Genomic DNA, 25,180 nt, shown 5'->3' on the forward strand with positions numbered 1-25,180 from the left:
GTCCGGCGACCCTATACTGGACTGTTGGACACCTGACTGCATCTCCAAAGGGAATCGATGACTGAACTCACCTCACGCCGCGCCGACCGCCGCAACGTCGCGATCGTCGCGCACGTCGACCACGGCAAGACCACCCTGGTCGACGGCATGCTCCGCCAGGCCGGCGCCTTCGGCGACCACGGCGAGGTGCTGGAGCGGGTGATGGACTCCGGCGACCTCGAGCGCGAGAAGGGCATCACGATCCTCGCGAAGAACACCTCGATCAGCTACAGCGGCCCCTCGGCCGACGGCGAGACCATCATCATCAACGTCATCGACACCCCCGGCCACGCCGACTTCGGCGGCGAGGTCGAGCGCGGCCTGTCGATGGTCGACGGCGTGGTGCTCCTCGTCGACGCCTCGGAGGGCCCGCTGCCGCAGACCCGGTTCGTGCTGCGCAAGACGCTCGCCGCGAAGAAGCCGGTGATCCTCGCGATCAACAAGACCGACCGGCCCGACGCCCGCATCGACGAGGTGCTCGAGGAGGCGCAGGACCTGCTCCTCGGCCTCGCCGGCGACCTCGTCGACGAGGTCCCCGACATCGACCTCGACGCCGTCCTCGAGGTGCCCGTCGTCTACACCTCCGGCAAGGCCGGGCGCGCCTCGACGCACCAGCCCGCCGACGGCGAGCTGCCCGACACCCCGGACCTCGAGCCGCTGTTCGCGACCATCCTCGAGCACATCCCGGCACCGGCCTACAACGACGACGGGGTCCTCCAGGCCCACGTCACCAACCTCGACGCCTCGCCGTTCCTCGGCCGCCTGGCGCTCCTGCGGATCTACGGCGGGACCCTGCGCAAGGGTCAGCAGGTCGCGTGGATCCAGGGCGACGGGACGGAGAAGACCGCGAAGATCACCGAGCTGCTCGAGACCCAGGGCCTCGACCGGGTGCCGGCCGAATCCGCCTCCGCCGGAGACATCGTCGCGATCGCCGGCATCCCGGAGATCATGATCGGCGACACGATCACCGACCCCGAGGACCCGCGCCCGATGCCCGCGATCACCATCGACGATCCCGCGATCTCGATGACGATCGGCATCAACACCTCGCCGCTCGCCGGCCGCGAGAAGGGCACGAAGGTCACCGCCCGGATGGTCAAGGACCGCCTCGACGCCGAGCTCGTCGGCAACGTGTCCCTGCGCGTCCTGCCCACCGAGCGCCCCGACGCCTGGGAGGTCCAGGGCCGCGGCGAGCTCGCACTCGCGATCCTCGTCGAGCAGATGCGCCGCGAGGGCTTCGAGCTCACCGTCGGCAAGCCGCAGGTCGTCACCCAGGAGATCGACGGGGTCGTCCACGAGCCGCTCGAGCACGTGACGATCGACGTCCCGGAGGAGCACCTCGGCGCCATCACCCAGCTCATGGCCGCCCGCAAGGGCACGATGGAGACGATGTCGAACCACGGCAGCGGCTGGGTCCGGATGGAGTTCAAGGTGCCGGCCCGCGGTCTCATCGGCTTCCGCACCCGCTTCCTCACCGAGACCCGCGGCACCGGCATCTCGAACTCGATCTCCGCCGGCCTCACCCCGTGGGCCGGGGCGATCGAGCTGCGGACCAACGGCTCGCTCGTCGCCGACCGCCCCGGTGCGGTCACCCCGTTCGCGATGATCAACCTCCAGGAGCGCGGCACGTTCTTCGTCGAGCCCACCTCCGAGGTGTACGAGGGCCAGGTCGTCGGCGAGAACTCGCGCAGCGATGACATGGACGTCAACATCACCAAGGAGAAGAAGCTCACGAACATGCGCTCGGCGACCGCCGACTCGTTCGAGAACCTCACCCCGCCGCGCAAGCTCACGCTCGAGGAGAGCCTCGAGTTCGCCGGCAACGACGAGTGCGTCGAGGTCACCCCGGGCACCGTGCGGATCCGCAAGGTCGTGCTCGACCAGAAGGAGCGGCAGAAGCTCTTCAACGCCCGCCGTCGCCAGAACGCATGACCGTTCGCCCCGCCGCTGCCGCCACCCGCTCGCTGTCCGCGGCCGAGGCGCGCGTCCTGTTCGTCCACGCCCACCCGGACGACGAGTCGATCCTGACCGGCGGGACGATGGCGCAGCTGGCCGCCGCCGGCGCGGCCGTCACCCTCCTCACCGCCACCCGCGGCGAGGGGGGCGAGGTCATCGGGGAGGAGCACGCCGCGCTGTTCGGGGACCGCCCGGGGCTCGCCGCCCACCGCGAGACCGAGCTCGCCGCCGCCGTCGCCGCGCTCGGCGTGAGCGACCACCGGTTCCTCGGCGACGGTGAGGCCGGGGGCGCGCGCGGCGGTCTGCCCGCCCGCCGCTTCGAGGACTCCGGCATGGAGTGGGGTCCTGACGGCCACGCCCGGGAGCCCGCCGAGATGCCGGCCGCGGCGCTCTGCCGCACCCCGGTGGGCGAGGTCGCCGCCTACATCCGCGAGGTCGTCCGCGACGTCGACCCCCACCTCGTCATCACGTACTCCGACGGCGGCGGCTACGGCCACCCCGATCACCGACACGTCCACCGCGCCACCGTCGAGGCGCTGCGCGGGATCGTGCCCGCACCGGGGGAGCCGGGTGCCGCGGCGGCCGCGGTCCCCGCCGCCCACACCCCGCCGGTGCTCCTCTTCGCCGACACCCCCGCCGAGGTCGCCGCCCAGGCCTTCGACCCGCAGCGCCCCGGCTTCGACCTCACGGGCTTCGCGCCGGCCGAATCGATCCCGACGATCGCCGCCGAGGCGCCCATCAGCGTCATCGAGGACGTGTCCGCCTTCGCCGGGGCCAAGGCCATGGCGATGGCCGCCCACGCCACCCAGGTCACCGTCGCCGGGGAGTTCTTCGCCCTGTCGAACGGGGTCGGGCAGCACATCGGCGACGTCGAGTACTACACGTCCGCCGCGTTCCCCGGACCCGTTCCGGATCCGCACGGCCCCTACGAATCCGTGCTCGACACCGTGCGCGTCCCGCTCGCCCCGGCGGCAGCGGCGGGCGAGCGCGACGAGCGCGGGCCGGGCGCCCCAGGTTCCGATGCCGCGGCAGGCGCTGCGGGTGCCGGTGCGGCCGCCGGGACGACCGCGGGCTCCGACTCGGCGGACGCCGCGGGAACCCGCCGGAAGGTCGGTGTGGGCGCTGCGATCCATGCGATCATCGTCGGCGTGCTCATCGGCGCGCTCGGGACCGCTCAGCACCTCAACGCGACCGCGGTCGACCTCGCCGGGCAGGACGTCGTCGTCCCCTGGGGGCTCGTGCTCGCCCTGGTCCTCGTCACCGCCGGGCTGTGGCACATCGCCACGCTCTACCGGTCCACCGGGCTCGTCGTGCTCACCGCCGCGGTGATCTCCGGCATCGGGTTCCTGTTCGGGCAGCCCGCTCTGCTGCCCGGCAGCGATCTCCTCGTCACCGGCTCGCTGCGAAGCATCACCTGGATCTTCGCGCCGATGATCATCGCCGCGATCCTCGCCTTCACCCTGCCCGCGCTGCGCCGCCGGCGGTCCGCTCCCGAGCCGCAGTCGTCAGCTGACCGAAACTGAACAGAGATCGGACAGGTGACCCTGCTGTAGTAGATTGTGCTGAACCGTCCGCCCGCACACCTCGACAGTGAGACCTCCATGGCCGCCCGCACCGCAGCGCCGAACCGCGCCCGCACCACCGCTCTCGTCCTCCTGGGCATCGTCGTGCTGCTCGCCGTCGTGTACGTCGTCGCGGCCTTCTTCGCCTCCCGGCAGATGCCCTCCGAGGCCTCCGTGGGCGGGGTCGACATCAGCGGACAGAGCGAGGAGGAGGCCGTCGCCACCCTCGAGCGCGAACTCGGTCCGCGGGCCGCGGAGGAGTTCCGGCTGCAGGCCGGGGACATGGAGGCGACCGTCGTCCCGGCCGACGCGGGTCTGGGCTTCGACGCCGCCGCCACGATCTCCGGTATCACCGACTTCACCCTCGACCCGCGGGTGGTCGTGGAGAAGCTGTTCGGCGACCGCGTCTACGATCCCGCGCTCGTCGTGGACGAGGACGCCTTCACCCCTGTCGCGCGCACCGTCGCCGAGGACTTCACCGTGGACCCCGTGGACGCGGAGCTCGCGTTCGACGACGGGGAGATCGCGCTGAGCGAGGGCGAGGCCGGCACGGTGGTGACGGAGGACATGATCCGCACCGCCGTCGCCGAGCAGTGGCTCCGCAGCGAGGACGCGCTCGCCGTGCCCGCCGAGGAGACCGCGCCGGACATCACCACCGAGGAGGCGCAGACCGCGCGCACCGAGGTGGCCGAGCCCGCGATCAGCGGCGACGTCACCCTGCGCGCCGCCGAGGAAGACGAGGAGGGGCAGCCCGTGGGCGAGCCCTCCGAGCTCGTCGTGTCCCCGGAGGTCATTGCGAGCACCCTGTCGTTCGAGGCCCACGAGGGCGCGCTGCGCCCGGTCCTCGACGTGGAGAAGCTCCAGACCGCGGTGCTCGAGGACAACCCCGACGTCGGTGCCGAGGCGAAGGATGCGAGCTTCCGGATCGTCGACGGGAAGCCCGAGGTCGTCCCCGGCGAGAGCGGCATCTCGGTGGAGGAGCAGGAGCTCGCCGACGCGGTGCTGCCCGCACTGACGTCCGAGGAGCGCAGCGGCGAGGTGGCGCTCAAGGAGTCCGAGCCGGAGTTCACCACGGAGGAGGCCGAGAAGGCCGAGGTCAGCGAGGAGATCTCCGCGTTCTCCACCTCCTACAGCTCCGAGCCGAACCGCGACACCAACCTCCGGGTCGCCTCGGAGAAGGTGTCCGGCACCGTCGTGCAGCCCGGCGAGCAGTTCAGCCTCAACGAGGCGATCGGCCAGCGCACGGCGGCCAACGGCTACCGCCCGGCCGGTGTGATCTCCGGCGGGCAGATGAAGGAGGACTACGGCGGCGGCGTGTCCCAGGTGTCGACCACGCTGTTCAACGCCGCGTACTTCGCCGGGTTCCAGCTCGACGAGCACCAGGCGCACTCCCGCTACATCTCCCGCTACCCGGAGGGCCGGGAGACCACCCTCGACTGGCAGTCGATCGACCTCAAGTTCACCAACGATTCGGAGACCCCGGTGGTGCTCGACATGTACCTCGCCGGGGGAGAGGTCCACGCCCGCGTGTTCGGCGTCAAGACCGTCGACGTCGAGTCCTCCTCATCGGGTCGCTTCGCCTTCATCTCGCCGTCGACGATCACCGAGTCCGGTCCGAGCTGCCGTCCGCAGTCGGCGCGCGAGGGCTGGTCGATCACGATCTCGCGCACGATCAAGGACCACGACAGCGGCTCGGTCGTCAAGCGCGACGAGTTCACCACCGTCTACCGGCCGGTCAACCGGGTCGTCTGCGAGTAGCCGGATCGCTCACGAGCGCAGCGCGTACCAGTAGCGATGATGCTCGACGGCGCCGAGCGCACCGAACAGCCCGAGCGAGGCGGCGTTGTCCGCCTCGACCTCCGCGAGCAGCGAGCGCACGCCCCGCTCGGCGGCGGCGGCCGCCGCCGCGACGACGAGCGCCCGGCCGGCGCCGCGCCGGCGGACACCGGGGTCGACGACGAGGTTCGACACCACCGCCCACTTCTGGGTGATCGCCAGGCGCACCGTGCCGACGAGCGTGCGGGAGCCGTCGGGGTGGAGCGCGAGCGCGGAGTAGAACCGGTGCTGCTCCGGGGAGGTGACGAGCCGGGCGAAATCCTCATGGGTCGGGGAGTCGACCGGGTGGCCCCATGCGGTCCAGTGCACCGCGTGCGCCTCCTCGCTCTCCACGATCTCGAGGCCGGGCAGCGCCGCATCGGCGGCGCGCCCGACCGGGCCTGCGACCTCCCGGGTCGCGGCGGTGAGCGCCAGCGTCGCCCCCGAGGGCGCGAAACCGGCGGCCCGGAGCAGCGGGCCGAGCTCCGCGCACGGCTCGGCGAGCTCGGAGGTGCCGTGGGCGGAGTAGATCTGGAGCTGCGGGGGCAGTCCGCGCTGCTCGTACCAGCGGATGATGAGCTCGAGGGCCTCAGCCGCGGGGATCCCCGTCCGGCCGAGCGGGAGCGCGGAGTTGCCGCGCGTGGAGACCCCGCCGGCGGCCCGCAGCAGCACCCCGGTCTGGGTGAGCGGCACCTCGGCGCCGGCGCCCTCGGCCTCGTGGTGCAGATTGTCCGTGTGGAGCCACGCGATATCGGCGGGCAGCCACACCTGCGCGGAGATCCGGCGCAGGTCGAGCGGGGACACGATCTCATGGAGCCGGCCCGGGCGCTGCGGGGCCGGCGGCACCTCGTGCACGAGGAGGATGTCGGCGCGTGCCACGGTCACCTCGCCGCGCCGGGTGTCCACGGTCACGCTCGCCTCGTCCGCGGCCGTCACGGTGCCGAGCGCATCGGTCGGCTGCCCGTCGGCGGCGTACCGCAGGACCACGCGCATACCGGCGCGGGGAGTGAGCATGTGTGACCTCTTCGACTGGGGGACCGGGCCGGTGTCCAGCCTATAAGGGAGTACCCTGGGAGGGCGCACACCATGCCCGTTCGATGAGGAGACAATCCCGTGACGTACGTCATCGCCCAGCCCTGCGTGGATCTCAAGGACAAGGCCTGCATCGATGAGTGCCCCGTCGACTGCATCTACGAGGGCGAGCGCTCGCTCTACATCCACCCCGACGAGTGCGTGGACTGCGGTGCCTGCGAACCGGTCTGCCCGGTCGAGGCGATCTACTACGAGGACGACGTGCCGGAGCAGTGGGCGGAGTACTACAAGGCCAACGTCGAGTTCTTCGACGACATCGGCTCCCCGGGCGGTGCCGCGAAGCTCGGCAACACCGGCAAGGACCACCCGATCATCTCCGCCCTGCCCCCGCAGCAGTGACCCGCGCCGGCCACACCACCGAGCGGAGCCGGAGCCTGAACCCAGGAGCGCCAGCGTGAACTACGGACTCGACCTGCCCGATTACCCCTGGGACACCCTCGCCCCCTACCGGGCGCGCGCCGCCGAGCACCCGAGCGGCATCTGCGATCTGTCGATCGGCACGCCGGTCGACCCGACGCCCGCGGTGATCCGCGAGGCTCTCGCCGCGGGATCGGACTCCCACGGCTACCCGACGACCGCCGGCACGCCCGAGCTGCGCGCCGCCATCGCCGGCTGGTACGAGCAGTGGCACGGGATCGCGCTCGACCCGCGGACCCAGGTCATGCCGACGGTCGGCTCGAAGGAACTCGTCGCCTGGCTGCCGACCCTCCTCGGCCTGCGGCAGCGCGGGCTCGCGGTCGCCTGCCCGTCCGCGGCCTACCCGACCTACGAGATGGGGGCGACTCTCGCCGGCGTCGACTGCGTGCGCCTCGACGCCGCGGACATCGCCTCCGGTGCCGCCGGGCTCGAGGGCATCGGGCTGCTCTGGCTCAACACCCCGGGCAATCCCACCGGCACGGTGCTCGACGTCGAGGTGCTCGCCGCGGTCGCCGAGCGCGCGCGGGCCGCCGGGGTCGTCGTCGCCTCCGACGAGTGCTACGCGCTCCTCAACTGGCAGGGTGAGGACGCGACGCCGTCGATCCTCCACCCGGCCGTCACCGGCGGCGATCCCACCGGTCTGCTCGCGGTGTACTCGATGTCCAAGCAGTCGAACCTCGCCGGCTACCGCGCGGCCTTCACCGCCGGCGACCCCGCGCTCGTCGGCGACCTGACGAACTCGCGCAAGCACGCCGGGATGATCGTGCCGGGCCCCGTGCAGACGGCGATGATCGCCGGGCTCGGCGACACCGCCCACGTCCGCGCCCAGAAGGAGACCTACCGGGCGCGCCGCGACACGTTGCTCCCGGCGGTCACGGAGTTCGGCCTGCGGGTCGAGCACTCCGAGGCCGGACTCTACCTCTGGTGCACCCGCGACGAGGACTGCTGGGACACCCTGGCCGCGCTCGCCGAGCGCGGCATCCTCGCCGGCCCCGGAGCGTTCTACGGGGACGCCGCGGGCCGCTTCGTGCGGATCGCGCTCACCGCGAGCGACGAGCGGATCGCACAGGCCGCCGATCGCCTGCGCGCGGGGGGCTGAGCGCCCCGGGTGCGGCTGAGCGCGCCTCGGGTGCGGGAACCGGCCGGGTGCCCACCGAGCGGACCGCGTGCGCCGGTCCGCGCCTCGGACGCGGGAGCGCTCGCAGGGCGGGCGCGATTTTCGCTCAGGCCGGGGAGTCGGTAACCTCTACCGTGACTGTGAATGAATACTCAGGAACTTCTTGAGGTGACCCCAGAGGAGCGAATATGGCAGAGGATGCAGTTCTGCGCGTCGACGGCACGGATCTCTCCCTCCCCACGGTGACGGGGACCGAAGGCACAGCAGGGCTGCGAATCGGATCGCTGCTCAAGGACACCGGCCGGGTCACCTACGACCCCGGGTTCGCGAACACCGCCTCGACCTCCTCGGCCGTGACCTACATCGACGGCGACGAGGGCATCCTGCGCCACCGCGGCTACTCGATCGAGGACCTCGCGGAGAACTCGACCTTCGTCGAGGTCGCCTACCTCCTCATCTACGGCGAGCTCCCCACGCAGGAGCAGCTCGATTCCTTCGACGCGCGCCTGCGCCGCCACACGATCGTCCACGAGGACCTCCGCCGCTTCTTCCAGGCGTTCCCCTACGACGCCCACCCGATGCCCATGGTGTCGGCCTCGATCATGGCGATGTCGACGTTCTACCAGGACAACCTCTCGGTGTTCGACGACGAGCAGATCGATCTCTCGACGATCCGCCTGCTTGCCAAGATGCCGACCATCGCCGCGCTCGCGCACCGCAAGGTCGCCGGCCTGCCGGTGGTCCACCCGGACAACTCGCTCAACATCGTGGAGAACTTCCTCCGCGTGAACTTCGGCTTCCCGTCCGAGCCCTACGAGGTCGACCCGCTCATGGCGAAGGCCATGGACCAGCTCTTCATCCTCCACGCCGATCACGAGCAGAACTGCTCGACCTCGACGGTGCGGATGGTCGGGTCCTCGCAGGCGAACCTCTTCCAGTCGATCTCCGCCGGTGTCAACGCCCTGGCCGGGCCGCTGCACGGCGGCGCGAACTCCGCGGTGCTCGAGATGCTCGAGGAGATCTCGGAGTCCCACGACGGCCCGCAGAAGTTCATGGAGCGGGTGAAGAACAAGGAGCAGGGCGTCCGGCTCATGGGCTTCGGCCACCGGGTCTACAAGAACTACGACCCCCGCGCGGCGATCATCAAGAAGACCGCCCACGAGATCATCGACCAGATGAGCGGTGCGGACGAGATGCTCGACCTCGCGATGAGCCTCGAGGAGATCGCGCTCGCCGACGACTACTTCGTCGAGCGCAGCCTGTACCCGAACGTCGACTTCTACACCGGCCTGATCTACAAGGCGATGGGCTTCCCGACGAACATGTTCACCGTGCTGTTCGCCGTCGGTCGACTGCCGGGCTGGATCGCCCAGTGGCGCGAGATGATCAAGGACCCGGAGACGAAGATCGGCCGCCCGCGCCAGATCTACACCGGCGAGCCCGAGCGGAAGTACGTGCCGATCGCCGAGCGCTGATCCCCGCTCCACATCCCAGAATCCGAAGGTTCCTGAGAAGGGAACCTTCGGATTCTGCGATGTCAGGGGCGGTGTGCAACGGGTGCTGGGTCAGTGGAGGTCGGGGTTGAGCGCGATGCCCTTCGCGGTCCGTCCGAGCGCCTCGATCGACCCGGTCGTCGAATTGCGGCGGTACAGTACGTTGTCCGCCCCGTCGAGCTCGCGCGCCTTGACGACGCGGCCGCCCTCGTCGACGAGCGACACCCGCGAGCCGGCGGTGAGGTAGAGGCCGGCCTCGACGATGCAGTCGTCGCCGATCGAGATCCCGATCCCGGAGTTCGCGCCGAGCAGCGTTCCCGAGCCGACGGAGATCCGGTGCTCGTTGCCGCCGGACAGGGTGCCCATGGTCGAGGCGCCGCCGCCGATGTCCGAGCCGTCGCCGACGACGACGCCCTGCGAGATCCGGCCCTCGATCATCGCCTGCCCGAGGGTGCCGGCGTTGAAGTTGACGAAGCCCTCGTGCATGACGACGGTGCCCGGCGCCAGGTGCGCGCCGAGTCGGACGCGGTCCGCATCAGCGATCCGCACTCCGGCGGGCACGACGAAATCGGTCATCCGCGGGAACTTGTCGACCCCGTGGACGGTGACGTACCCGCGCGCCGTGAGCTTGGCGCGGGTGAGCTCGAAGTCCTCGACCGCACAGGGGCCGTGCGAGGTCCACGCGACGTTCGCGAGCTTCCCGAACAGCCCGTCGAGGTTGACCTCGTTGGGCGCGACGAGCCGGTGGGACAGTGCGTGGAGGCGCAGGTAGCCGTCGGCGGCGTCCGCCGGCGCGGCGTCGAGATCGATGGTGTGCTGCACGACCTCGGTGCGAGTGCCGCGCAGCTCGTCGGCGCCGACGAGGGCGTCGAGCCCGGCGGTCGCGACACCGGACGCGGCGTGCTGCTCGGCCTGCGCGGAGTCGTCGAACAGGGCAGGGGTGGGGTACCAGACGCTGAGCACGGTGTCGCCGTGCGCGGTGGACACTCCGGCGGAGGATACGAATCGTTGAGTCATGTGTCCCAGCCTACTGCTCGCCCTCGCGCAGCCGGTACTAGGCTGGGCTCCATGAGCAGTGATCCCCACGACCCCGCGCCCGCCGCCGAGACCGCGCCCGGCGCACATCCCACCCCCGACGCCGATGCCGCCCGTCTCATCGAGGCGCTGGCCGACCCGGTCGAGCTCACCGCCCGGCTCTGCGACATCCCCTCGGTGTCCGGGGACGAGGCGCGCCTGGCCGATGCCGTCGCCGGCGTCCTCGCGCACATCTCCGCCGGCCCCGGCCCGGACCTCGACATCCACCGCGACGGCGACACGGTCGTCGCCGCGACCCGGCTCGGCCGCGGCGAACGGATCGTCATCGCCGGCCACCTCGACACCGTCCCGATCGAGGACAACGTGCCCGCGGAGCGTCGCACGCTCGACGGGGCCGAGGTGATCTGGGGGCGCGGCGCCTGCGATATGAAGGCCGGAGTCGCGATGCAGCTGTGCACGGCCGCCGCCCTGCGCAGCCCCGAGCGCGACGTCACGTGGATCTTCTACGACCACGAGGAGGTCGAGGCCGAGCTCAACGGGCTCGGCCGGGTGGCCCGCAGCCATCCCGAATGGCTCGCCGGCGACTTCGCGATCCTCGGGGAGCCGAGCAACGCCGGCATCGAGGGCGGCTGTAACGGCACGATCCGCATCGAGGTCACCACCGAGGGCGTGCGGGCCCATTCGGCACGCGCCTTCACCGGGGTCAATGCGATCCACCGGGCCGCCGACATCCTCACCCGTCTCGCCGAGCACACCCCGGACACCGTGACCGTCGACGGACTCGAATACCGCGAATCGCTGTCGGCTGTCGGGATCCACGGGGGAGTGGCCGGCAATGTCATCCCCGACGCCTGCACCGTCGTCGTCAACTACCGGTTCGCCCCGGACAAGTCCGCCGCGGACGCCGAGGCGCACCTCGCCGCGTTCTTCGCCCCGCACCCGATCCGCGTCACCGACTCCGCCGAGGGCGCCCGTCCCGGTCTCGACCAGCCCGCCGCCCGGGCCTTCATCGACGCGATCGGGGGAGAGCCCCAGGCCAAGCTCGGCTGGACCGACGTCGCACGCTTCTCCGCGCTCGGCATCCCCGCGGTGAATTTCGGCCCCGGCAGCCCGCTGTTCGCCCACAAGGCCGACGAGCACGTCCCGTGCGCAGAGGTGGAATCGGCGAGCGCTGACCTGCTGCGCTTCCTCGAACCCGCCCGCAGCGCACCGGAGGCCCCCGCCCGATGACCCCCGACTCCCCGATCTACAGCAAGGGACCGCTGCGCCTGCGCCGCGCCCACGTGCCGGCCACCACCACCGATCAGCGCCTGCTCGAGGGCGGCGGCACCGCCGACTGGGTGCACCAGGACCCGTGGCGGGTGCTGCGCATCCAGGCGGAGTTCGTCGAGGGCTTCGGCTCGCTCGCGGAGATCGGCCCGGCGGTGTCCGTGTTCGGCTCCGCCCGCCTCCATGAGGGCACCCCGGAGTACGGGCTCGCCCGCGAGGTGTCCGGCGAGCTCGCCCGCGCCGGCTACGCCGTCATCACCGGCGGCGGGCCCGGGATCATGGAGGCGGGCAACCGGGGTGCCGTCGACGCCGCCGGCTCCTCGGTGGGTCTCGGCATCGAGCTGCCCTTCGAGTCCGGGCTCAACCCCTACGTCGACCTCGGCATCAACTTCCGGTACTTCTTCGTCCGCAAGACGATGTTCCTCAAGTACTCGCAGGGCTTCATCGTGCTGCCCGGCGGATTCGGCACGCTCGACGAGCTGTTCGAGGCGCTGACCATGGTGCAGACCGGCAAGCTCTCCCGATTCCCGATCGTGCTCATGGGCACCGAGTTCTGGGGCGGCCTCGTCGACTGGATCCGCGACACGCTCGTGGGCGTCGGCACGATCAGCCGCGAGGACATCGACCTCCTCACGCTCACCGACTCCCCGACCGAGGCGGTCGCGTTCATCACCGGTGCCGACACGAGCGATCCGGTCTCTGCCGAGCCCGGGCCCGAGGAGCCGGCCGAGGTGGTGTCGGGCCTGACCGCCGAGCACCGGACCGGCCGGCGCCCGGCTCCCGGCGGCGCCGACCGTCCGGACTTCTCCGCCCACGACGCCTGGTGAGCACTGCGGGCAGCCGCGACGGCCGCACGCCCGCTGGGTCCGAGGTGCCCGCGAGTCCGATATGAGACCATGGGCGCATGCCAATGTGGATCGTTCTCGGAGTCTGCGCCGCGGTCTTCTTCATGGCCGTCGCCGTCGCAGGCGCCTTCAACCTCTTCAACGGGGGCATGCCCGCGGCCGGTGACGAGCGCCCGCGTCGTCTCCTCGCCTCCGATTTCACCGCCGGGGATCTCGAGGCCGTCGCCTTCTCACCGGCGATCCGCGGATACCGGATGGACGAGGTCGACGCGGTGTACAGCGAGATGGCGCACCGGATCCGCCTGCAGGAGGACCGGATCGCGGTCCTCGAGAGCCGCCTCCCGGCGCCCGAGGCATGACCCGGCCCGCACCGGACGTCTCCGTGCTGCCCGAGTACGACCGCGCCCCCCGCTTCGCCCCGACCGTCTTCGACGCCTCCCGTGCCGGGCGCTGGGCTCGGGAGATCCTCGCCCTGCCGGTATGGCTGCAGGCGCTCGCGGTCTATCTCGCCTCCCGGATCATCAGCGTCGGGATCTTCGCCGCGGTCGTCCGCACCCAGGACCGCACCCCGTGGACCACCGGGTTGGACACCTCGCTCGGGGACTTCCTCAACTTCTGGGACGGCGGCTGGTACCAGCGCATCGCCGACGAGGGCTACCCCGATGTCCTGCCGCGCGGCGCCGACGGCACGGTGATGGAGAACGCGTGGGCGTTCTATCCCCTCCATCCCTGGATGGTGCGCGACTTCGCGCAGCTCACCGGCCTCGACTACCAGGTCGTCTCCCCGCTCCTGTCCACGGTGTTCGGTGCCGTCGCGGCGATCGTCGTGCTCCACCTGTTCCGCCGGCACACCACGCCCGGCCGGGCGCTGTTCGGCCTCGCGGTCCTCTTCGTCTTCCCCGCCTCGGCGATCTTCAGCACCGGCTACGCGGAGTCGCTCACGCTCCTGCTCCAGGCTCTCGCCCTCCTGCTCGTCATCGACCGGCGCTATCTCATGGCGGTCCCCGTCGTCGTCCTCATGGACCTGTCGCGGCCGATCGGCGTGGCGTTCTCGTTCTTCATGCTCATCCACCTCATCGACCGGTTCCTGCGCCGCCGGACGATCCCCTACCCGGCCGGTGAGGTCGTGCGCTCCTGGACGCTCGGCGTGCTGTCCTGCGCCGCCGCGCTCGTCCACCCGGTGCACGCCTGGCTCCGCACCGGGGAGCTCACCGCCTACACCGACACCGAGGCCGCCTGGAGCGGCGGGCACACGCGCATCATCGTCCAGTGGTTCGCCCGGGGGAACGATCTCGTGGGGCCCTTCGGGCCGCTCCTCCTGTTCGCCGCGATCGCGCTCATGCTCGTCCTCATCTACTCCCCGGCCGGCCGGCAGATGGGCCGGACGCTGCAGCACTTCTGCCTCGCCTACTGCATCTACATCCTGCTGTTCTTCAATCCGCAGACCTCGACCCTGCGCCTCCTCCTCCCGCTGTTCCCGATCGCGCTCACTCTCGCCTGGTGCCGGGCAGGGATGTACCGGGCGGTGCTGCTCGGCTGCCTCGTGCTGTTCCAGGTCGTGTGGGTCGGCTTCCTCTGGCACTTCACCCCGCCGGCCGACCTGCCGCCGTGACCCGGCAGGCGCCGATTCGCGCCCGATCCTCCTCAGCCGGGGCGAAATGGTGGATAATCGACAGTGACACAGTCGGGAATGGAAGGAAGAACTCTTCATGGCAGCTCAGAAACCGCGCACCGGTGACGGACCCCTCGAAGTGACCAAGGAGGGTCGCGGATACGTCGTCCGTCTCCCTGTCGAAGGCGGCGGACGTCTGGTCATCGAAGTGAGCAAGGACGAGGCCACGAACCTTCAGAACACCCTCGGCGAGGCGCTCGCACAGTGAGCTGAGACCGGTGCACGGAGGAGGGGAGCCCCGAGCGGACCCCCTCCTCCGGCGTTCCCGGGCCCGGCTCAGACGCGGGTGAGGACGAGGAGCCCGTCGTCGACGGGCAGGATGAGGCGGGCGACGTCGGTGCGCTCGACGATCCGGTCGAGCATCGTGCGCACCACCTGGGTGCGCGGGGCGCGGTTGGCCGGTTTCGCCACCGCCCCGCCAAGCAGCGCGTGGTTGACGACGAGCAGGCCGCCGGGGGCCAGCCGCTCGATCGCGAGCGGCACGAGCCGGTCGTAGGTCAGGGGCTCGGAGTCGACGAACACGAGGTCGTAGCCGCCGGCGGCGAGCCGGGCGAGCGCATCCTCGCCGCGCCCGTGGATCATCCGCACCCGGTGGGCCCGGATCCGGGCGACGCCGATGAGGTCGCGCGCTACGGCCTGCTTGTCGGCGTCGATGTCGATGCTCGTGAGGATGCCGGAACTCGGCATGCCGCGGAGCAGGGCGAGGGTGGAGACGCCGGTGCCGGTGCCGACCTCGATCGCGGTCGCCGGCCGTGCCATCCGGGCGAGCAGGGTGAGGGTCCCGGCGGTGGTCGTCGACACCGGGACGGTCGAGTACTCCGCGGAGATCGTGCGGGCGGCATCCATCACCGGATCGGAGGGGTTGAACCGATCAGCGTAGTGGGCGTCGATCGCCCGGTCGCGTGACATGGTCTCCTCCTCTCCTCGGACGGCGCTCGCCAGTCTATCCCGGTTCCTCCGAGGTGCGGAGGTCGCGACTCGCGGCCTCCCAGGACTCCCGCAGCAGCGCCTCGTCGGCGGCGCAGTCCTCGATCCGGGCGCGGCCGTCGGCGTGGGGGATGCCCTCGGTGTCCCAGCGGCGTGCGGCCTCGGTGCGGATCGGCGCGGGCAGGACGCCGCGCACGTTCGTCACCCTCCACCACGGCACGAAGGATCCGTGGGTGGCGAGCACCCGGCCGACGAAGCGCGCCGAGGTGCCGGTCACCCGACCGAGCATCCCATAGGGGGCGATCCGGCCGGCGGGCACGCACTCGACGGCGCGCAGCACCAGCTCCGTCCGGCGTTCGTCCATAGGGGGATTGTGCCACGGGCCCGCTGATAGACTGGCGCCCATGTTCGGCATCAACGGCACTGAGATGATCATTCTCGTCGTCGTGGTGCTCCTCGTCGTGGGGCCCAAGCGCCTGCCCGAGTACGCCCAGCAGCTGCGCGACCTCGTGCGCTCGCTCAAGCGGAAGGCCGACGAGGCCAAGGCCGACGTCCAGCGCGACCTCGGCGACGACTTCTCCGACGTCGACTGGCGCAAGCTCGATCCGCGCCAGTACGACCCGCGCCGGATCGTGCGCGAAGCGCTCATGGAGGAGGAGGCCGACTCCCGCGCCCGTCAGGTCTCGGCAGGCGCGGCGGCCGTGGCCGGGGCCCAGGTCGCCGGTGCGGGCTCCCCGGTGAGCACCCAGGCGGGCCCGCTCGAGCGGTTTCAGGCCCAGGCCGCGCTGCGCGACGTCGCCGTCGCCGCGCCCTTCGACCCCGAGGCCACCTGATCGGAGCGCCTGACGCAGCGCGCTCGATCCACTCGGTTCGCCCGGTCCATCCGGAGCGCCTGAACCGCCCCGAGCCGGAGAGGCCCGGGGCGGGCTCGGGCCCACGGCTTCCCGATCAGACGGGGGACAGCCCCAGGGAGCGGCCTGCGAGCCCCCGCGTGCGCGAGGTCAGCTGCGAGGCGATCGAGCGCAGGGCCACCGAGGCCGGAGCATCGGGGGCGGCGAGCACGGCGGGGCGCCCGGCGTCCGCGCCCGAGCGCACCTCGGTGTCGAGCGGGATCCGACCGAGCAGCGGCACCTTCGCCCCGACCGTGCGGGTGAGGTTCTCCGCGACCTGGTCCCCGCCGCCGGACCCGAACACGTCCATCCGGGTGCCGTCGGGGAGCTCGAGCCACGACATGTTCTCGATCACGCCGGCCACCCGCTGGCGGGTCTGCACGGCGACCGAACCGGCGCGCTCGGCGACCTGCGCGGCCGCCTGCTGCGGGGTGGTGACGACGAGCAGCTCGGAGCCGGGCAGCAGCTGGGCCGCCGAGATCGCGATGTCGCCGGTGCCCGGGGGCAGATCGAGGAGCAGCACGTCGAGATCGCCCCAGAACACGTCGGTGAGGAACTGCTGGAGCGCGCGGTGGAGCATCGGGCCGCGCCACACGACGGGCTGGCTGGGAGGGACGAACATGCCGATGCTCATGATCTTCACGTCGTGCGCGACCTGCGGGATGATCATGTCGTCGACGCGCGTGGGGCTGCCGGTGACCCCGAGCATGCCGGGGATCGAGAAGCCGTAGATGTCGGCGTCGACGACTCCGACGCGCAGACCGTCGGCGGCCATCGCGGCGGCGAGGTTCGCCGTCACCGAGGACTTGCCGACCCCGCCCTTGCCGGACGCGATCGCGTAGATCCGGGTGAGCGAGCCGGGCGCGTTGAACGGGATCTCACGGGACGCGCCGGCGCCCTGGAGCTTCTCGCGCATCGCCTGCCGCTGCTCCGGGGTCATCACGCCGAGCTTGACCGTCGTCCCGGTGACGCCGGGGACCTTCCCGACCGCGGCCTCGGTGTCGCGGGTGATGGTGTCCTTGAGCGGACAGCCGGCCACGGTGAGGAGCACGGTGACGGTGACGTGGCCGGAGTCGTCGACGACGACGTCGTCGACCATGTCGAGCTCGACGATGTTGCGCTTGATCTCCGGGTCGAGCACGGTCTCGAGTGCACTGCGGAGCTGGTCCAGGGTGGGTGCGGGCATCGGTGTGCTACGCGTCCTCTCTGTTCTCGGGGGGTGTCTGCACGGCGTCGCGGGCCGCCTTGAGCGCGGTGGCCTCGGCAGTCGCCTGCGCCTTCTTCACGGCCTTCTTCACGGCAACCTTCTTCACGGTCTCGAGGTCCTCGCGGTGCTCGGCCCGGCGGTCGGCCTCCCGCGCCTCCTCCATCTCCTCGAGCAGGTTGCGCAGCTCGGAGCGGATGAAGTCGCGGGTCGCCATCTCGCGCATCGCGATGCGCAGGCTCGCCACCTCGCGGGTGAGGTACTCGGTGTCGGCGAGGTTGCGCTCGGCGCGCTGCCGGTCGTTCTCGAACTCCACCCGGTCGCGGTCGGCGCTGCGGTTCTCCGCGAGCAGGATGAGCGGCGCGGCGTAGGAGGCCTGGAGCGACAGGATGAGGGTGAGCAGGGTGAAGTTCAGCGCCCGCGGGTCGAACTGGAGGGGTTCGGGCATGAGCGTGTTCCACGCCAGCCAGACGAAGCAGAACACCGTCATCCCGATGAGGAACTGGGGTGTGCCCATGAACCGGGCGAAGGACTCCGAGGCCTTGCCGAACGACTCCGGGGACATCCCGATCGACGGCAGCCGCCGCTTCTTGATGCGCGGGACGTCGAGTGCGTCGTAGTCGCCCTTGCTCACTGCTTGCCCTCCTTCGCCAGGTCTCCGGTGATCTCCTCGGCGCGGACCTCGTCGGGCGCCTGCCGCCAGTCCTCGGGGAGGAGCTGGTCGAGCACGTCGTCGACGGTGACGACGCCCACGAGGTGGTCGTTCTCGTCCGCGATCGGGATCGACACGAGATTGTAGGCGGCGAGGATCCGGGTGATGTCGCCGAGCGGGGCGTCGGCCCCGAGCGGTTCGACCTCGTCGTCGAGGATCGTGCCGACGGCCACGTGCGGCGGTTCGCGCAGCAGCGCCTGGATGTGGACGAGGCCCAGGTACTTGCCGGTGGGCGGCTCGAGCGGCTGCCGGCACACGAACACGGCGGCGGCGAGCGCCGGATCGAGGTCCTCTCGGCGGACATGGGCGAGCGCCTCGGCGACGGTGGTCTCCGGGGCGAGGATCACCGGCTCGGTGGTCATCAGGCCGCCGGCGGTGTCCTCGTCGTAGGACAGCAGGTGGCGGACGTCCTTGGCCTCCTCGGGCTCCATCGCGGCGAGCAGCACCTCGGCCTGCTCGTCGGTGAGCTCGCCGAGGAGGTCGGCGGCGTCGTCGGGGTCCATCGCCTCGAGGACGTCGGCGGCACGGTCCATCCCGAGCATCGACACGATCTCGACGCTCGTCTCCTCCGGCAGCTCCTCGAGGACGTCGGCGAGGCGCTCGTCGTCGAGCTCGCGGGCCACCTCGAGCCGACGCTTGGGGGTGAGCTCGAGGAGCACGTCGGCGAGGTCGGCGGGCTTGGTGCCCTGGTACGCCGCGATGAGCTGGGTGGCCTCCTGGTCGACGGCGGAGTCGATCGGGTGGTCGACCTCGGACCAGTCGACCTGAAGGGTCTCGCCGCGGCGGCGGAAGCCGAAGGTGCCCTGGCGGTCGGTGACGCGGCGCACGAACAGGCGGGTGACCTCCCACTCGCGGTTGCGCTGCTGCTCGATCGCGACGTCCTCGACCTGCACGGCCGTCCCGTCGGAGCGCAGCCGCAGGCGCCGGTCGAGGAGCTCGCCGAGCACGAGGGTCTCCGAGCGGCGCTGCTCGAAGCGGCGCATGTTCACCAGGCCGGTGGTGATGACGGCGCCGGCGGCGATCCCGGTGACCCGGCCCATCGGCACGAACACGCGGCGGCGACCGGGCACCTCGACGACGAGGCCGATCGCCTTGGGCTGCTGGCGCATGGTGGCGCGGTAGACGATGACGACATCGCGCACGCGCCCCACCTGATCGCCGAGAGGGTCGAAGACCGCGGTGGAGGCCAGGCGGGCGACGAAGACGCGATCAGCTGAACCACTCACCCCACAAGACTACGCCAGTCGCTTCGGTCATACTGGACCCCATGGCGAAACCATCGATGCAGCTCCCCGGGGGAGAGGTCCTCGGCTCCTACCGCACCCATGACGAGGCGAACGGAACGGTCCAGTTCCTCGCCCAGCACGGCTTCCCGGTGGCCTCCCTGTCGATCGTCGGCACCGACGTCCGGATCGTGGAACAGGTGACGGGCATGCTCACGTGGGCCGCGGCCGCCGGTCGGGGAGCGCTGACCGGCGCCTGGATGGGGCTGTTCGTCGGCCTCCTCCTCGCACTGTTCGGCGGGAACGAATCGCTGACCTCCGGGGCCCTGCTGCCCGGCATCGTCATCGGCGTGGGCTTCGGCATGCTCTGGGGCATCCTCGTCAAGGCGCTCGGGCGCAAGAAGGCCTCCGTCATGCTCCGGCCGCAGGTCATCGCCGGCACCTACGAGATCGTGTGCCCGCCGGCCCGGGTGAACGAGGCCCGCGAGATCCTCTCCCGCCGCTGAACCGGTGCGCGAACTGCGCGGTATCCGACTTCCGAGCGCGCAACTGCGCGCCTGCCTTCGGATAACGCGCAGTTCGATGAGGGGGCACAGTTCGACGAGGGGACACAGTCCGACGCGGGGGCGACCTCAGGGGAGTGCGCGCCAGGCCTCCGCGGTCGTCGGGTCGACCTCGACGAGCGCCGGGGGAGCGGGCACGCCGGCGGCGGTGACACGGCCGGGCACGGTGTCCGGTTCGGCGCTGAGCACCGCGTCGACGATCGCGGCCGACAGGACGTCAGCGGCGGCGATGTTGAGCTCGACGAGCGCGGCGGCCTCCGGATCGTCGAGCGCGCGCTCACCCGTGGCGAGCGCGAACACCGCGTCGCCGTCGAACAAGGTGTGCGAGGGGTGGATCGCCCGCGCCAGGCCGGCGTGGGCCGACTGCGCCAGGCGTGTCGTCTGCGCGGCGTCGAGGCGGGCATCGGTGACGATGCACGCGATCGTCGTATTGCGGGCGCCGGCGTTCTCCCCGCCGCCGTTCCCGGTGCTGCCACCGGGATCCCCGCCCCCATCGCCGCCACCGGGATCCCCGGTCCCGCCGTGGAACTCCGTGAACCGTGCGCGCAGGCCGTGCGCCTGCGGCACGCCGATGCCGTAGCGGGCGAGCACCGAGGCGCAGTGGAGCCGACCTGCGGGGTCGAGGACGCCTCCCATCGGGTTCGCGACGACGAGCGCGGCGACAGTGTGCCCGGCGGGGGTCGTGATCGACGCCTGCCCGAGGCCGCCGCGCAGCAGTCCGCGCCCGGTCCAGGCGCCGACGCCGGCGCCCACGGAGCCGCGCAGGTGCGGCTGCTCGGCACGGGCGTCGCCGTAGGCGGCCAGGCCGTCCTCCTCGACCGGCGGAGCGGCCGGCTCGCCGCCGCGCCCGAGGTCGAAGATCCCGGCGGCCGGCACGATCGGCACGGTGACGCCGGGCAGCCCGGGGGCGGGGAAGCCGCGGCCGTCGGCACGAAGCCCGCGCTGCACCCCGTGGGCGGCGACGAGCCCGAACGCGCTGCCGCCGGTGAGGACGACGGCGTCGGCGCCGTAGCCGAGCGTGCCGGGGGAGAGGATGTCGGTCTCGTGGCTCGCCGGTCCGCCGCCGCGCACGTCGACCCCGGCGAGGGTGCCGGGCGGGGGCACGATCACGGTGGTCCCGGTGAGCCGGCCCTCCCCGGTGCGCGCGGTGTGGCCGAGCGCGACCCCGGCGACCTCGAGGACGCCGCGCCCGCGGCGCAGCGTGCCCAGGGGGAGATCGGGGGAGCTCATTGCGCGCCCTGCACCCAGGCCTCGACCTCGGCGCGGGTGCGGGGGAACCCTGCGGACAGGTTCTCCACCCCGTCCGCGGTGACGAGGACGTCGTCCTCGATCCGCACGCCGATCCCGCGGAACTCCTCGGGCACGAGCATGTCCGCGGCCTTGAAGTACAGACCCGGTTCGATGGTGAACACCATGCCCTCGCGCAGCTCGGCCCCGAGGTACATCTCCGCGCGCGCCTGCGCGCAGTCGTGGACGTCGAGACCGAGGTGGTGGCTGGTGCCGTGGACCATCCACCGGCGGTGCTGCTGCCCGGTCGGGGCGAGCGCCTCCTCCGGGCTCACCGGCAGCAGGCCGAAGTCCGCGAGCCGGTGGGCGATGACCCGCATCGCGGCGTCGTGGACCTCGCCGAAGCGCACCGTCCGGTGGACGTGTTCGGCGGCGACGGCGAACGCGGCATCGGCGGCCTCGAGGACCGCGTCGTAGATCCGGGCCTGCACCGGGGTGAAGGTGCCCGACACCGGCAGGGTGCGGGTGACGTCGGCGGTGTAGAGCGAATCGGCCTCCGCCCCGGCATCGACGAGCACGAGGTCTCCGGGGGCCACCGCGCCGGTGTTCTTGATCCAGTGGAGGGTGCAGGCGTGATCGCCTGCCGCGGCGATGGTGTCGTACCCGACGCCGTTGCCGTCGGCGCGCGCGGCGAGCGCGAAGGCCGTCTCGATGACCCGCTCGCCGCGGGTGTGGGCGAGCGCGCGCGGCAGGCTCGCGACCACGGAGTCGAAGCCGGCGCGGGTGATGTCGACGGCACGGCGGAGCTCGCCGATCTCGTACTCGTCCTTGATGAGACGCATCTCGGAGAGGTGCTGGGCGAGCTCGTCGTCGCCGGCGCGGGAGACCTCGAGGTCCGCGGCGACCTGGGTGCGGGCGGTCTCGATCTGCGCCTCGACCACGGTGTCCGCCCCGCGCAGCAGGCGCACCGACACGGAGCCGAGGTCCTTGGCGATCGCCTCGGGCGCCTCGCGGATGTCACGGCAGGCGATGCCGAGCTTCGCCTCCATCGTCGGCAGGTCCTCGCGCGGACCCACCCAGTACTCGCCGTAGCGGGCGTCGGAGAAGAACTCCTCGGTGTCCGCGCCGGCCCGGGGCCGGAAGTAGAAGGTCTGCTCGTGGCCGTCGTCGGTGGGCTCGAACACGAGCACCGAATCGGGCTCGGAGTCGGTCTCGAGGCCGGTGAGGTGGATGAAGGCGGAATGGGCGCGGAAGACGTAGTCGGTGTCGTTCGAGCGCACCTTGAGATTGCCGGCCGGGATCACCAGGCGTTCGCCCGGGAAACGGGCCGAGACCGCCGCACGCCGCGCCGGCGTCCAGGCGGATGCGGGCAGGGGCGTCGGGTCGCCGGCGCTCGTGCGGTCCCAGCCGGAGGCGATGAAGTCGCGGAAGGCCGCCGACTGCGGGCGGCGGGAGCGGGTGTTGACGCGCTCCTCGAGCGGCGGGTCGGACGGGGCGGCGGCGGGTGCGGATTCCTTGGTCGTCATGTCTCCAGTCTAGGGGTGGGGGAGACGTTCGGGTCCAGGGGTGAAATCACCGGTCAGAGGCGGGAGGGCGGAGCGACGGGCCGTGCGGACAGCCCTACAATCGGAGTCATGGCGATCGACCTCCACACCCATTCGCGCTTCTCCGACGGCACTCAGAGCCCGACCGCGCTCGTCGAGGAGGCCGCGGAGCTCGGGGTCGCCGTGCTCGGCCTCACCGACCACGACACCACCGCCGGCTGGGACGAGGCGGTGCGCGCCGCGCAGGCCGCCGGGATCGCACTCGTGCGCGGGATGGAGGTCTCCTGCCGGTACGACGGGATCAGCGTCCACCTGCTGAGCTACCTCCACGACCCGGCCGCCGCCGAGCTCACCGCGGCCGTCGCCGACGCCCGCCGGGCGCGCCTCGACCGGACCCGCACGATGGTCGAGCGGCTCGCCGAGGACTTCCCGCTGTCCTGGGAATCCGTGCTCGAGCAGGCCGGTGCCGAGGCGACGATCGGCCGCCCCCACATCGCCGATGCGCTCGTCACCGCCGGCATCGTCGGGGACCGCTCGGCGGCCTTCGCCGGGCTGCTGTCCTCCCATTCGAAGTACTACGTGTCGCTGCCGACGATCTCCCCGATCGAGGCGATCCGGATGGTCCACGAGGCCGGGGGCGCGGCCGTGTTCGCCCACCCGCGGGCGTCGCTGCGCGGCCGCACGGTGCCCGACGCCGGGGTGCGCGCGATGGTCGAGGCGGGTCTCGACGGGCTCGAGGTCGACCACCGCGACAATCCGCCGAGCGCGCGCGTGGCGCTGCGGGCGACCGCCGAGGCGCACGGCCTGCTCGTCACCGGCTCGAGCGACTATCACGGCACCGGCAAACCCAACCGGCTCGCCGAGCACACGACGGACCCGGAGATGCTCGAGCGGCTCGTCGCGGTGACCTCGGGCGTGCCGCTCATCGACGCCTGAATGCCGGAGGGCCGGTGATCCGTGGGGATCACCGGCCCGGTGCGCGGTGCTGTGCTGACGATGCTGCGCCCGCAGGGGAGCGGCGCGGGCGCTCAGCCCTCGCGGCCGCCCTCGGCGCGCGAAGCACGGCCCTGCGGCTTGCCGCGGCGGGTGCGCCGGCGGTTGCGGCGCGGACGGTCCCCGCTGCCGGCGGAGTCGCCGGAGCGCTCGGCGCCGGCTCGACCGCCGTCGCGCGAGCGATCGCCGCGACCCTCGGAGGAACGACGCCGGGAGCCGCTGCGGCGGGGCACCTCGGCCCCGGTCTCCCCGTCGACCTCCTGGCCGGCGGCGGGCTTGCGGCGACGCAGTCGGCCCTTGGTGCCCGCCGGGATCCTGAGGTCCTCGTAGAAGTGCGGGGAGGTCGAGTAGGTCTCCACCGGCTCGTCGAGTCCGAGGTCGAGCGCCTTGCTGATGAGGCGCCAGCGCGGCATGTCGTCCCAGTCGACGAAGGTCACCGCGATGCCGGTGTTGCCGGCGCGACCGGTGCGGCCGATCCGGTGGACGTAGGTCTTCTCGTCGTCGGGGCACTGGTAGTTGATGACGTGGGTGACGTCGTCGATGTCGATGCCGCGGGCGGCGACATCGGTGGCGACGAGCACGTCGACCTTGTGCTCGCGGAACGCCTTGAGGGCGCGCTCGCGCATCTGCTGGTTGAGGTCGCCGTGGAGCGGCCGCGCGTTGAAGCCGCGGTCGACGAGCTCCTCGGCCAGCCGGTCGGCCGTGCGCTTGGTGCGCGCGAAGATGATCGTGCGCTCCCGGCCCTCGGCCTGGAGCAGGCGGGCGACCATCTCGCTCTTGTCCATCGCGTGCGCCCGGTAGACGTACTGCTTGGTGTTCTTCGCCGTCTTCGTGTGGTCGTCGGGATCCTGCGCCCGGATGTGGGTGGGCCGGTTCATGTAGCGGCGGGCGAGCGAGATCACCGGACCGGGCATGGTGGCGGAGAACAGCATCGTCTGGCGGTGCGCGGGCAGCGCGTCGACGATCCGTTCGACGTCGGGCAGGAATCCCAGGTCGAGCATCTCGTCGGCCTCGTCGAACACCGCGGTGTTGACCCGGTCGAGGCGCAGCGCGCGGCGGCCGTAGAGGTCGAGCAGGCGGCCCGGGGTGCCGACGACGACGTCGACGCCGGCGCGGAGCGCGGCGAGCTGGGGGTCGAAGTCCTTGCCGCCGTAGATCGTGATGATCGACAGGTTCCGCTTCGTCGAGGCGGTGCGCAGGTCCTCGGCGACCTGCTGCGCGAGCTCACGGGTGGGGACGACGACGAGGGCCTGCGGGGCGCGGCCTTCGATCTGGGTGGCGCCTTCGTCGGGGCCGACGGCGCGCTGGAGCAGCGGGATGCCGAAGCCCAGGGTCTTGCCGGTGCCGGTCTTCGCCTGCCCGATGATGTCCGCGCCGGTGAGCGCGACGGGCAGGGTGAGCGCCTGGATGGGGAAGGGGGTGGTGATGCCGGACTCGGCCAGTGCGGCCACGATCGGTTCGGCGACCCCGAGGTCGGCGAAGGTCTGCTCCGGGGGAGTCTCGACGTCCTCGACGTCGATGGTCTCGGCTGCGATCTCTGTCATTGCTGTGCTCCTCACGGTGCTCCCGCAGGAGCACGTTCTGT

At 71.9% G+C, this 25,180-nt stretch carries 24 protein-coding genes; 14 read left to right on the forward strand and 10 right to left on the reverse strand.

The genetic code is table 11. The features are described 5' to 3' along the window. The first annotated feature begins 57 nt into the window (after nt 1-57). The 3 genes from typA (at nt 58) to AB0I45_RS08795 (ending at nt 5,315) form a co-directional block, all read left to right on the forward strand. Nucleotides 58-1,971, forward strand: a complete 1,914-nt coding sequence (gene typA, locus AB0I45_RS08785; RefSeq protein ID WP_137319355.1) for a translational GTPase TypA — start codon at nt 58-60, stop codon at nt 1,969-1,971. Next, a complete protein-coding gene (locus AB0I45_RS08790) occupies nt 1,968-3,518 on the forward strand; it encodes a PIG-L family deacetylase (RefSeq protein ID WP_295687539.1) in 1,551 nt (516 codons plus the stop codon). Before typA ends, AB0I45_RS08790 begins: the two co-directional genes overlap by 4 nt. A 78-nt stretch (nt 3,519-3,596) precedes the next feature. Next, nucleotides 3,597-5,315, forward strand: coding sequence for a VanW family protein (locus AB0I45_RS08795; RefSeq protein ID WP_137319357.1), 1,719 nt, complete (start codon nt 3,597-3,599; stop codon nt 5,313-5,315). A 9-nt stretch (nt 5,316-5,324) separates the two neighbouring features. Here AB0I45_RS08795 and AB0I45_RS08800 read toward each other — a convergent pair whose 3' ends face one another. Then, nucleotides 5,325-6,386 carry a GNAT family N-acetyltransferase gene (locus AB0I45_RS08800; RefSeq protein ID WP_137319358.1) on the reverse strand — a complete coding sequence of 354 codons (1,062 nt, stop codon included), beginning with the start codon at nt 6,384-6,386 and terminating at the stop codon, nt 5,325-5,327. A 99-nt stretch (nt 6,387-6,485) separates the two neighbouring features. Here AB0I45_RS08800 and fdxA point away from each other — a divergent pair, with 99 nt between their 5' ends. The 3 genes from fdxA to AB0I45_RS08815 all read left to right on the forward strand — a co-directional run bounded on the left by fdxA (nt 6,486) and on the right by AB0I45_RS08815 (nt 9,473). Further along, a complete protein-coding gene (gene fdxA, locus AB0I45_RS08805; RefSeq protein WP_175406932.1) occupies nt 6,486-6,803 on the forward strand; it encodes a ferredoxin in 318 nt (105 codons plus the stop codon). Nucleotides 6,804-6,858: 55 nt separating this feature from the next. Continuing rightward, entirely contained in the window at nt 6,859-7,980 is a 1,122-nt protein-coding gene (gene dapC / locus AB0I45_RS08810; RefSeq protein ID WP_295687550.1) for a succinyldiaminopimelate transaminase, read from the forward strand. A 206-nt stretch (nt 7,981-8,186) separates the two neighbouring features. Continuing rightward, nucleotides 8,187-9,473, forward strand: coding sequence for a citrate synthase (locus tag AB0I45_RS08815; RefSeq protein ID WP_137319360.1), 1,287 nt, complete (start codon nt 8,187-8,189; stop codon nt 9,471-9,473). Nucleotides 9,474-9,563: 90 nt separating this feature from the next. On the opposite strand, the gene dapD is transcribed toward AB0I45_RS08815, so the two are convergent. Then, on the reverse strand, nt 9,564-10,508 hold the full coding sequence (gene dapD / locus AB0I45_RS08820; protein WP_295687554.1) for a 2,3,4,5-tetrahydropyridine-2,6-dicarboxylate N-succinyltransferase: 945 nt from the start codon (nt 10,506-10,508) through the stop codon (nt 9,564-9,566). A gap of 51 nt (nt 10,509-10,559) precedes the next feature. Between dapD and dapE the strand changes: the two genes are divergently transcribed. The 5 genes from dapE to AB0I45_RS08845 all read left to right on the forward strand — a co-directional run bounded on the left by dapE (nt 10,560) and on the right by AB0I45_RS08845 (nt 14,520). Further along, nucleotides 10,560-11,756, forward strand: a complete 1,197-nt coding sequence (gene dapE / locus AB0I45_RS08825) for a succinyl-diaminopimelate desuccinylase (RefSeq protein ID WP_265808529.1) — start codon at nt 10,560-10,562, stop codon at nt 11,754-11,756. Beyond that, entirely contained in the window at nt 11,753-12,622 is an 870-nt protein-coding gene (locus tag AB0I45_RS08830; RefSeq protein WP_295687560.1) for a TIGR00730 family Rossman fold protein, read from the forward strand. Before dapE ends, AB0I45_RS08830 begins: the two co-directional genes overlap by 4 nt. A 77-nt stretch (nt 12,623-12,699) precedes the next feature. After that, nucleotides 12,700-12,999 (forward strand): DivIVA domain-containing protein, encoded by a 300-nt coding sequence (locus tag AB0I45_RS08835; protein WP_295687563.1) that lies wholly within the window; start codon nt 12,700-12,702, stop codon nt 12,997-12,999. Beyond that, a complete protein-coding gene (locus tag AB0I45_RS08840; protein WP_295687566.1) occupies nt 12,996-14,252 on the forward strand; it encodes a hypothetical protein in 1,257 nt (418 codons plus the stop codon). Before AB0I45_RS08835 ends, AB0I45_RS08840 begins: the two co-directional genes overlap by 4 nt. Nucleotides 14,253-14,349: 97 nt before the next feature. Next, nucleotides 14,350-14,520 carry a DUF3117 domain-containing protein gene (locus AB0I45_RS08845; RefSeq protein ID WP_137319365.1) on the forward strand — a complete coding sequence of 57 codons (171 nt, stop codon included), beginning with the start codon at nt 14,350-14,352 and terminating at the stop codon, nt 14,518-14,520. Between the two features lie 68 nt (nt 14,521-14,588). On the opposite strand, the gene AB0I45_RS08850 is transcribed toward AB0I45_RS08845, so the two are convergent. Both AB0I45_RS08850 and AB0I45_RS08855 read right to left on the reverse strand, forming a co-directional pair. After that, nucleotides 14,589-15,221, reverse strand: coding sequence for a class I SAM-dependent methyltransferase (locus AB0I45_RS08850; protein ID WP_137319366.1), 633 nt, complete (start codon nt 15,219-15,221; stop codon nt 14,589-14,591). 34 nt (nt 15,222-15,255) lie between these two features. Next, a complete protein-coding gene (locus AB0I45_RS08855) occupies nt 15,256-15,603 on the reverse strand; it encodes an MGMT family protein (RefSeq protein ID WP_137319367.1) in 348 nt (115 codons plus the stop codon). A 40-nt stretch (nt 15,604-15,643) separates the two neighbouring features. Here AB0I45_RS08855 and AB0I45_RS08860 point away from each other — a divergent pair, with 40 nt between their 5' ends. Next, complete coding sequence (locus AB0I45_RS08860; RefSeq protein WP_137319368.1) at nt 15,644-16,072, forward strand: twin-arginine translocase TatA/TatE family subunit; 429 nt, start codon at nt 15,644-15,646, stop codon at nt 16,070-16,072. Nucleotides 16,073-16,187: 115 nt separating this feature from the next. On the opposite strand, the gene AB0I45_RS08865 is transcribed toward AB0I45_RS08860, so the two are convergent. From AB0I45_RS08865 to AB0I45_RS08875, 3 genes are all read right to left on the reverse strand, one after another. Next, nucleotides 16,188-17,315, reverse strand: a complete 1,128-nt coding sequence (locus tag AB0I45_RS08865) for a P-loop NTPase (protein WP_137319369.1) — start codon at nt 17,313-17,315, stop codon at nt 16,188-16,190. Between the two features lie 7 nt (nt 17,316-17,322). After that, nucleotides 17,323-17,898: a DUF1003 domain-containing protein gene (locus AB0I45_RS08870; protein ID WP_295687592.1), complete on the reverse strand. Its 576-nt coding sequence runs from the start codon at nt 17,896-17,898 to the stop codon at nt 17,323-17,325. A gap of 65 nt (nt 17,899-17,963) precedes the next feature. Then, nucleotides 17,964-19,271, reverse strand: coding sequence for a CBS domain-containing protein (locus AB0I45_RS08875; protein ID WP_265808532.1), 1,308 nt, complete (start codon nt 19,269-19,271; stop codon nt 17,964-17,966). Nucleotides 19,272-19,312: 41 nt separating this feature from the next. Between AB0I45_RS08875 and AB0I45_RS08880 the strand changes: the two genes are divergently transcribed. Beyond that, the gene (locus AB0I45_RS08880) at nt 19,313-19,774 is read left to right on the forward strand and encodes a general stress protein (protein WP_295687578.1); all 462 of its coding nucleotides are present in this window, start codon (nt 19,313-19,315) and stop codon (nt 19,772-19,774) included. A gap of 126 nt (nt 19,775-19,900) precedes the next feature. On the opposite strand, the gene AB0I45_RS08885 is transcribed toward AB0I45_RS08880, so the two are convergent. Next, nucleotides 19,901-21,061 (reverse strand): P1 family peptidase, encoded by a 1,161-nt coding sequence (locus AB0I45_RS08885; protein ID WP_345031623.1) that lies wholly within the window; start codon nt 21,059-21,061, stop codon nt 19,901-19,903. Next, entirely contained in the window at nt 21,058-22,584 is a 1,527-nt protein-coding gene (locus tag AB0I45_RS08890; RefSeq protein WP_295687583.1) for an aminopeptidase P family protein, read from the reverse strand. The genes AB0I45_RS08885 and AB0I45_RS08890 overlap by 4 nt, the downstream gene beginning before the upstream one ends. 108 nt (nt 22,585-22,692) lie before the next feature. Here AB0I45_RS08890 and AB0I45_RS08895 point away from each other — a divergent pair, with 108 nt between their 5' ends. Then, on the forward strand, nt 22,693-23,538 hold the full coding sequence (locus tag AB0I45_RS08895) for a PHP domain-containing protein (RefSeq protein ID WP_137319375.1): 846 nt from the start codon (nt 22,693-22,695) through the stop codon (nt 23,536-23,538). A gap of 92 nt (nt 23,539-23,630) precedes the next feature. Here AB0I45_RS08895 and AB0I45_RS08900 read toward each other — a convergent pair whose 3' ends face one another. Then, a complete protein-coding gene (locus tag AB0I45_RS08900; protein ID WP_137319376.1) occupies nt 23,631-25,139 on the reverse strand; it encodes a DEAD/DEAH box helicase in 1,509 nt (502 codons plus the stop codon). Nucleotides 25,140-25,180 lie beyond the last annotated feature (41 nt).

Origin of the sequence: Brevibacterium sp. NPDC049920 (assembly GCF_040656435.1) — a bacterium.
Taxonomy (GTDB): domain Bacteria; phylum Actinomycetota; class Actinomycetes; order Actinomycetales; family Brevibacteriaceae; genus Brevibacterium; species Brevibacterium pityocampae.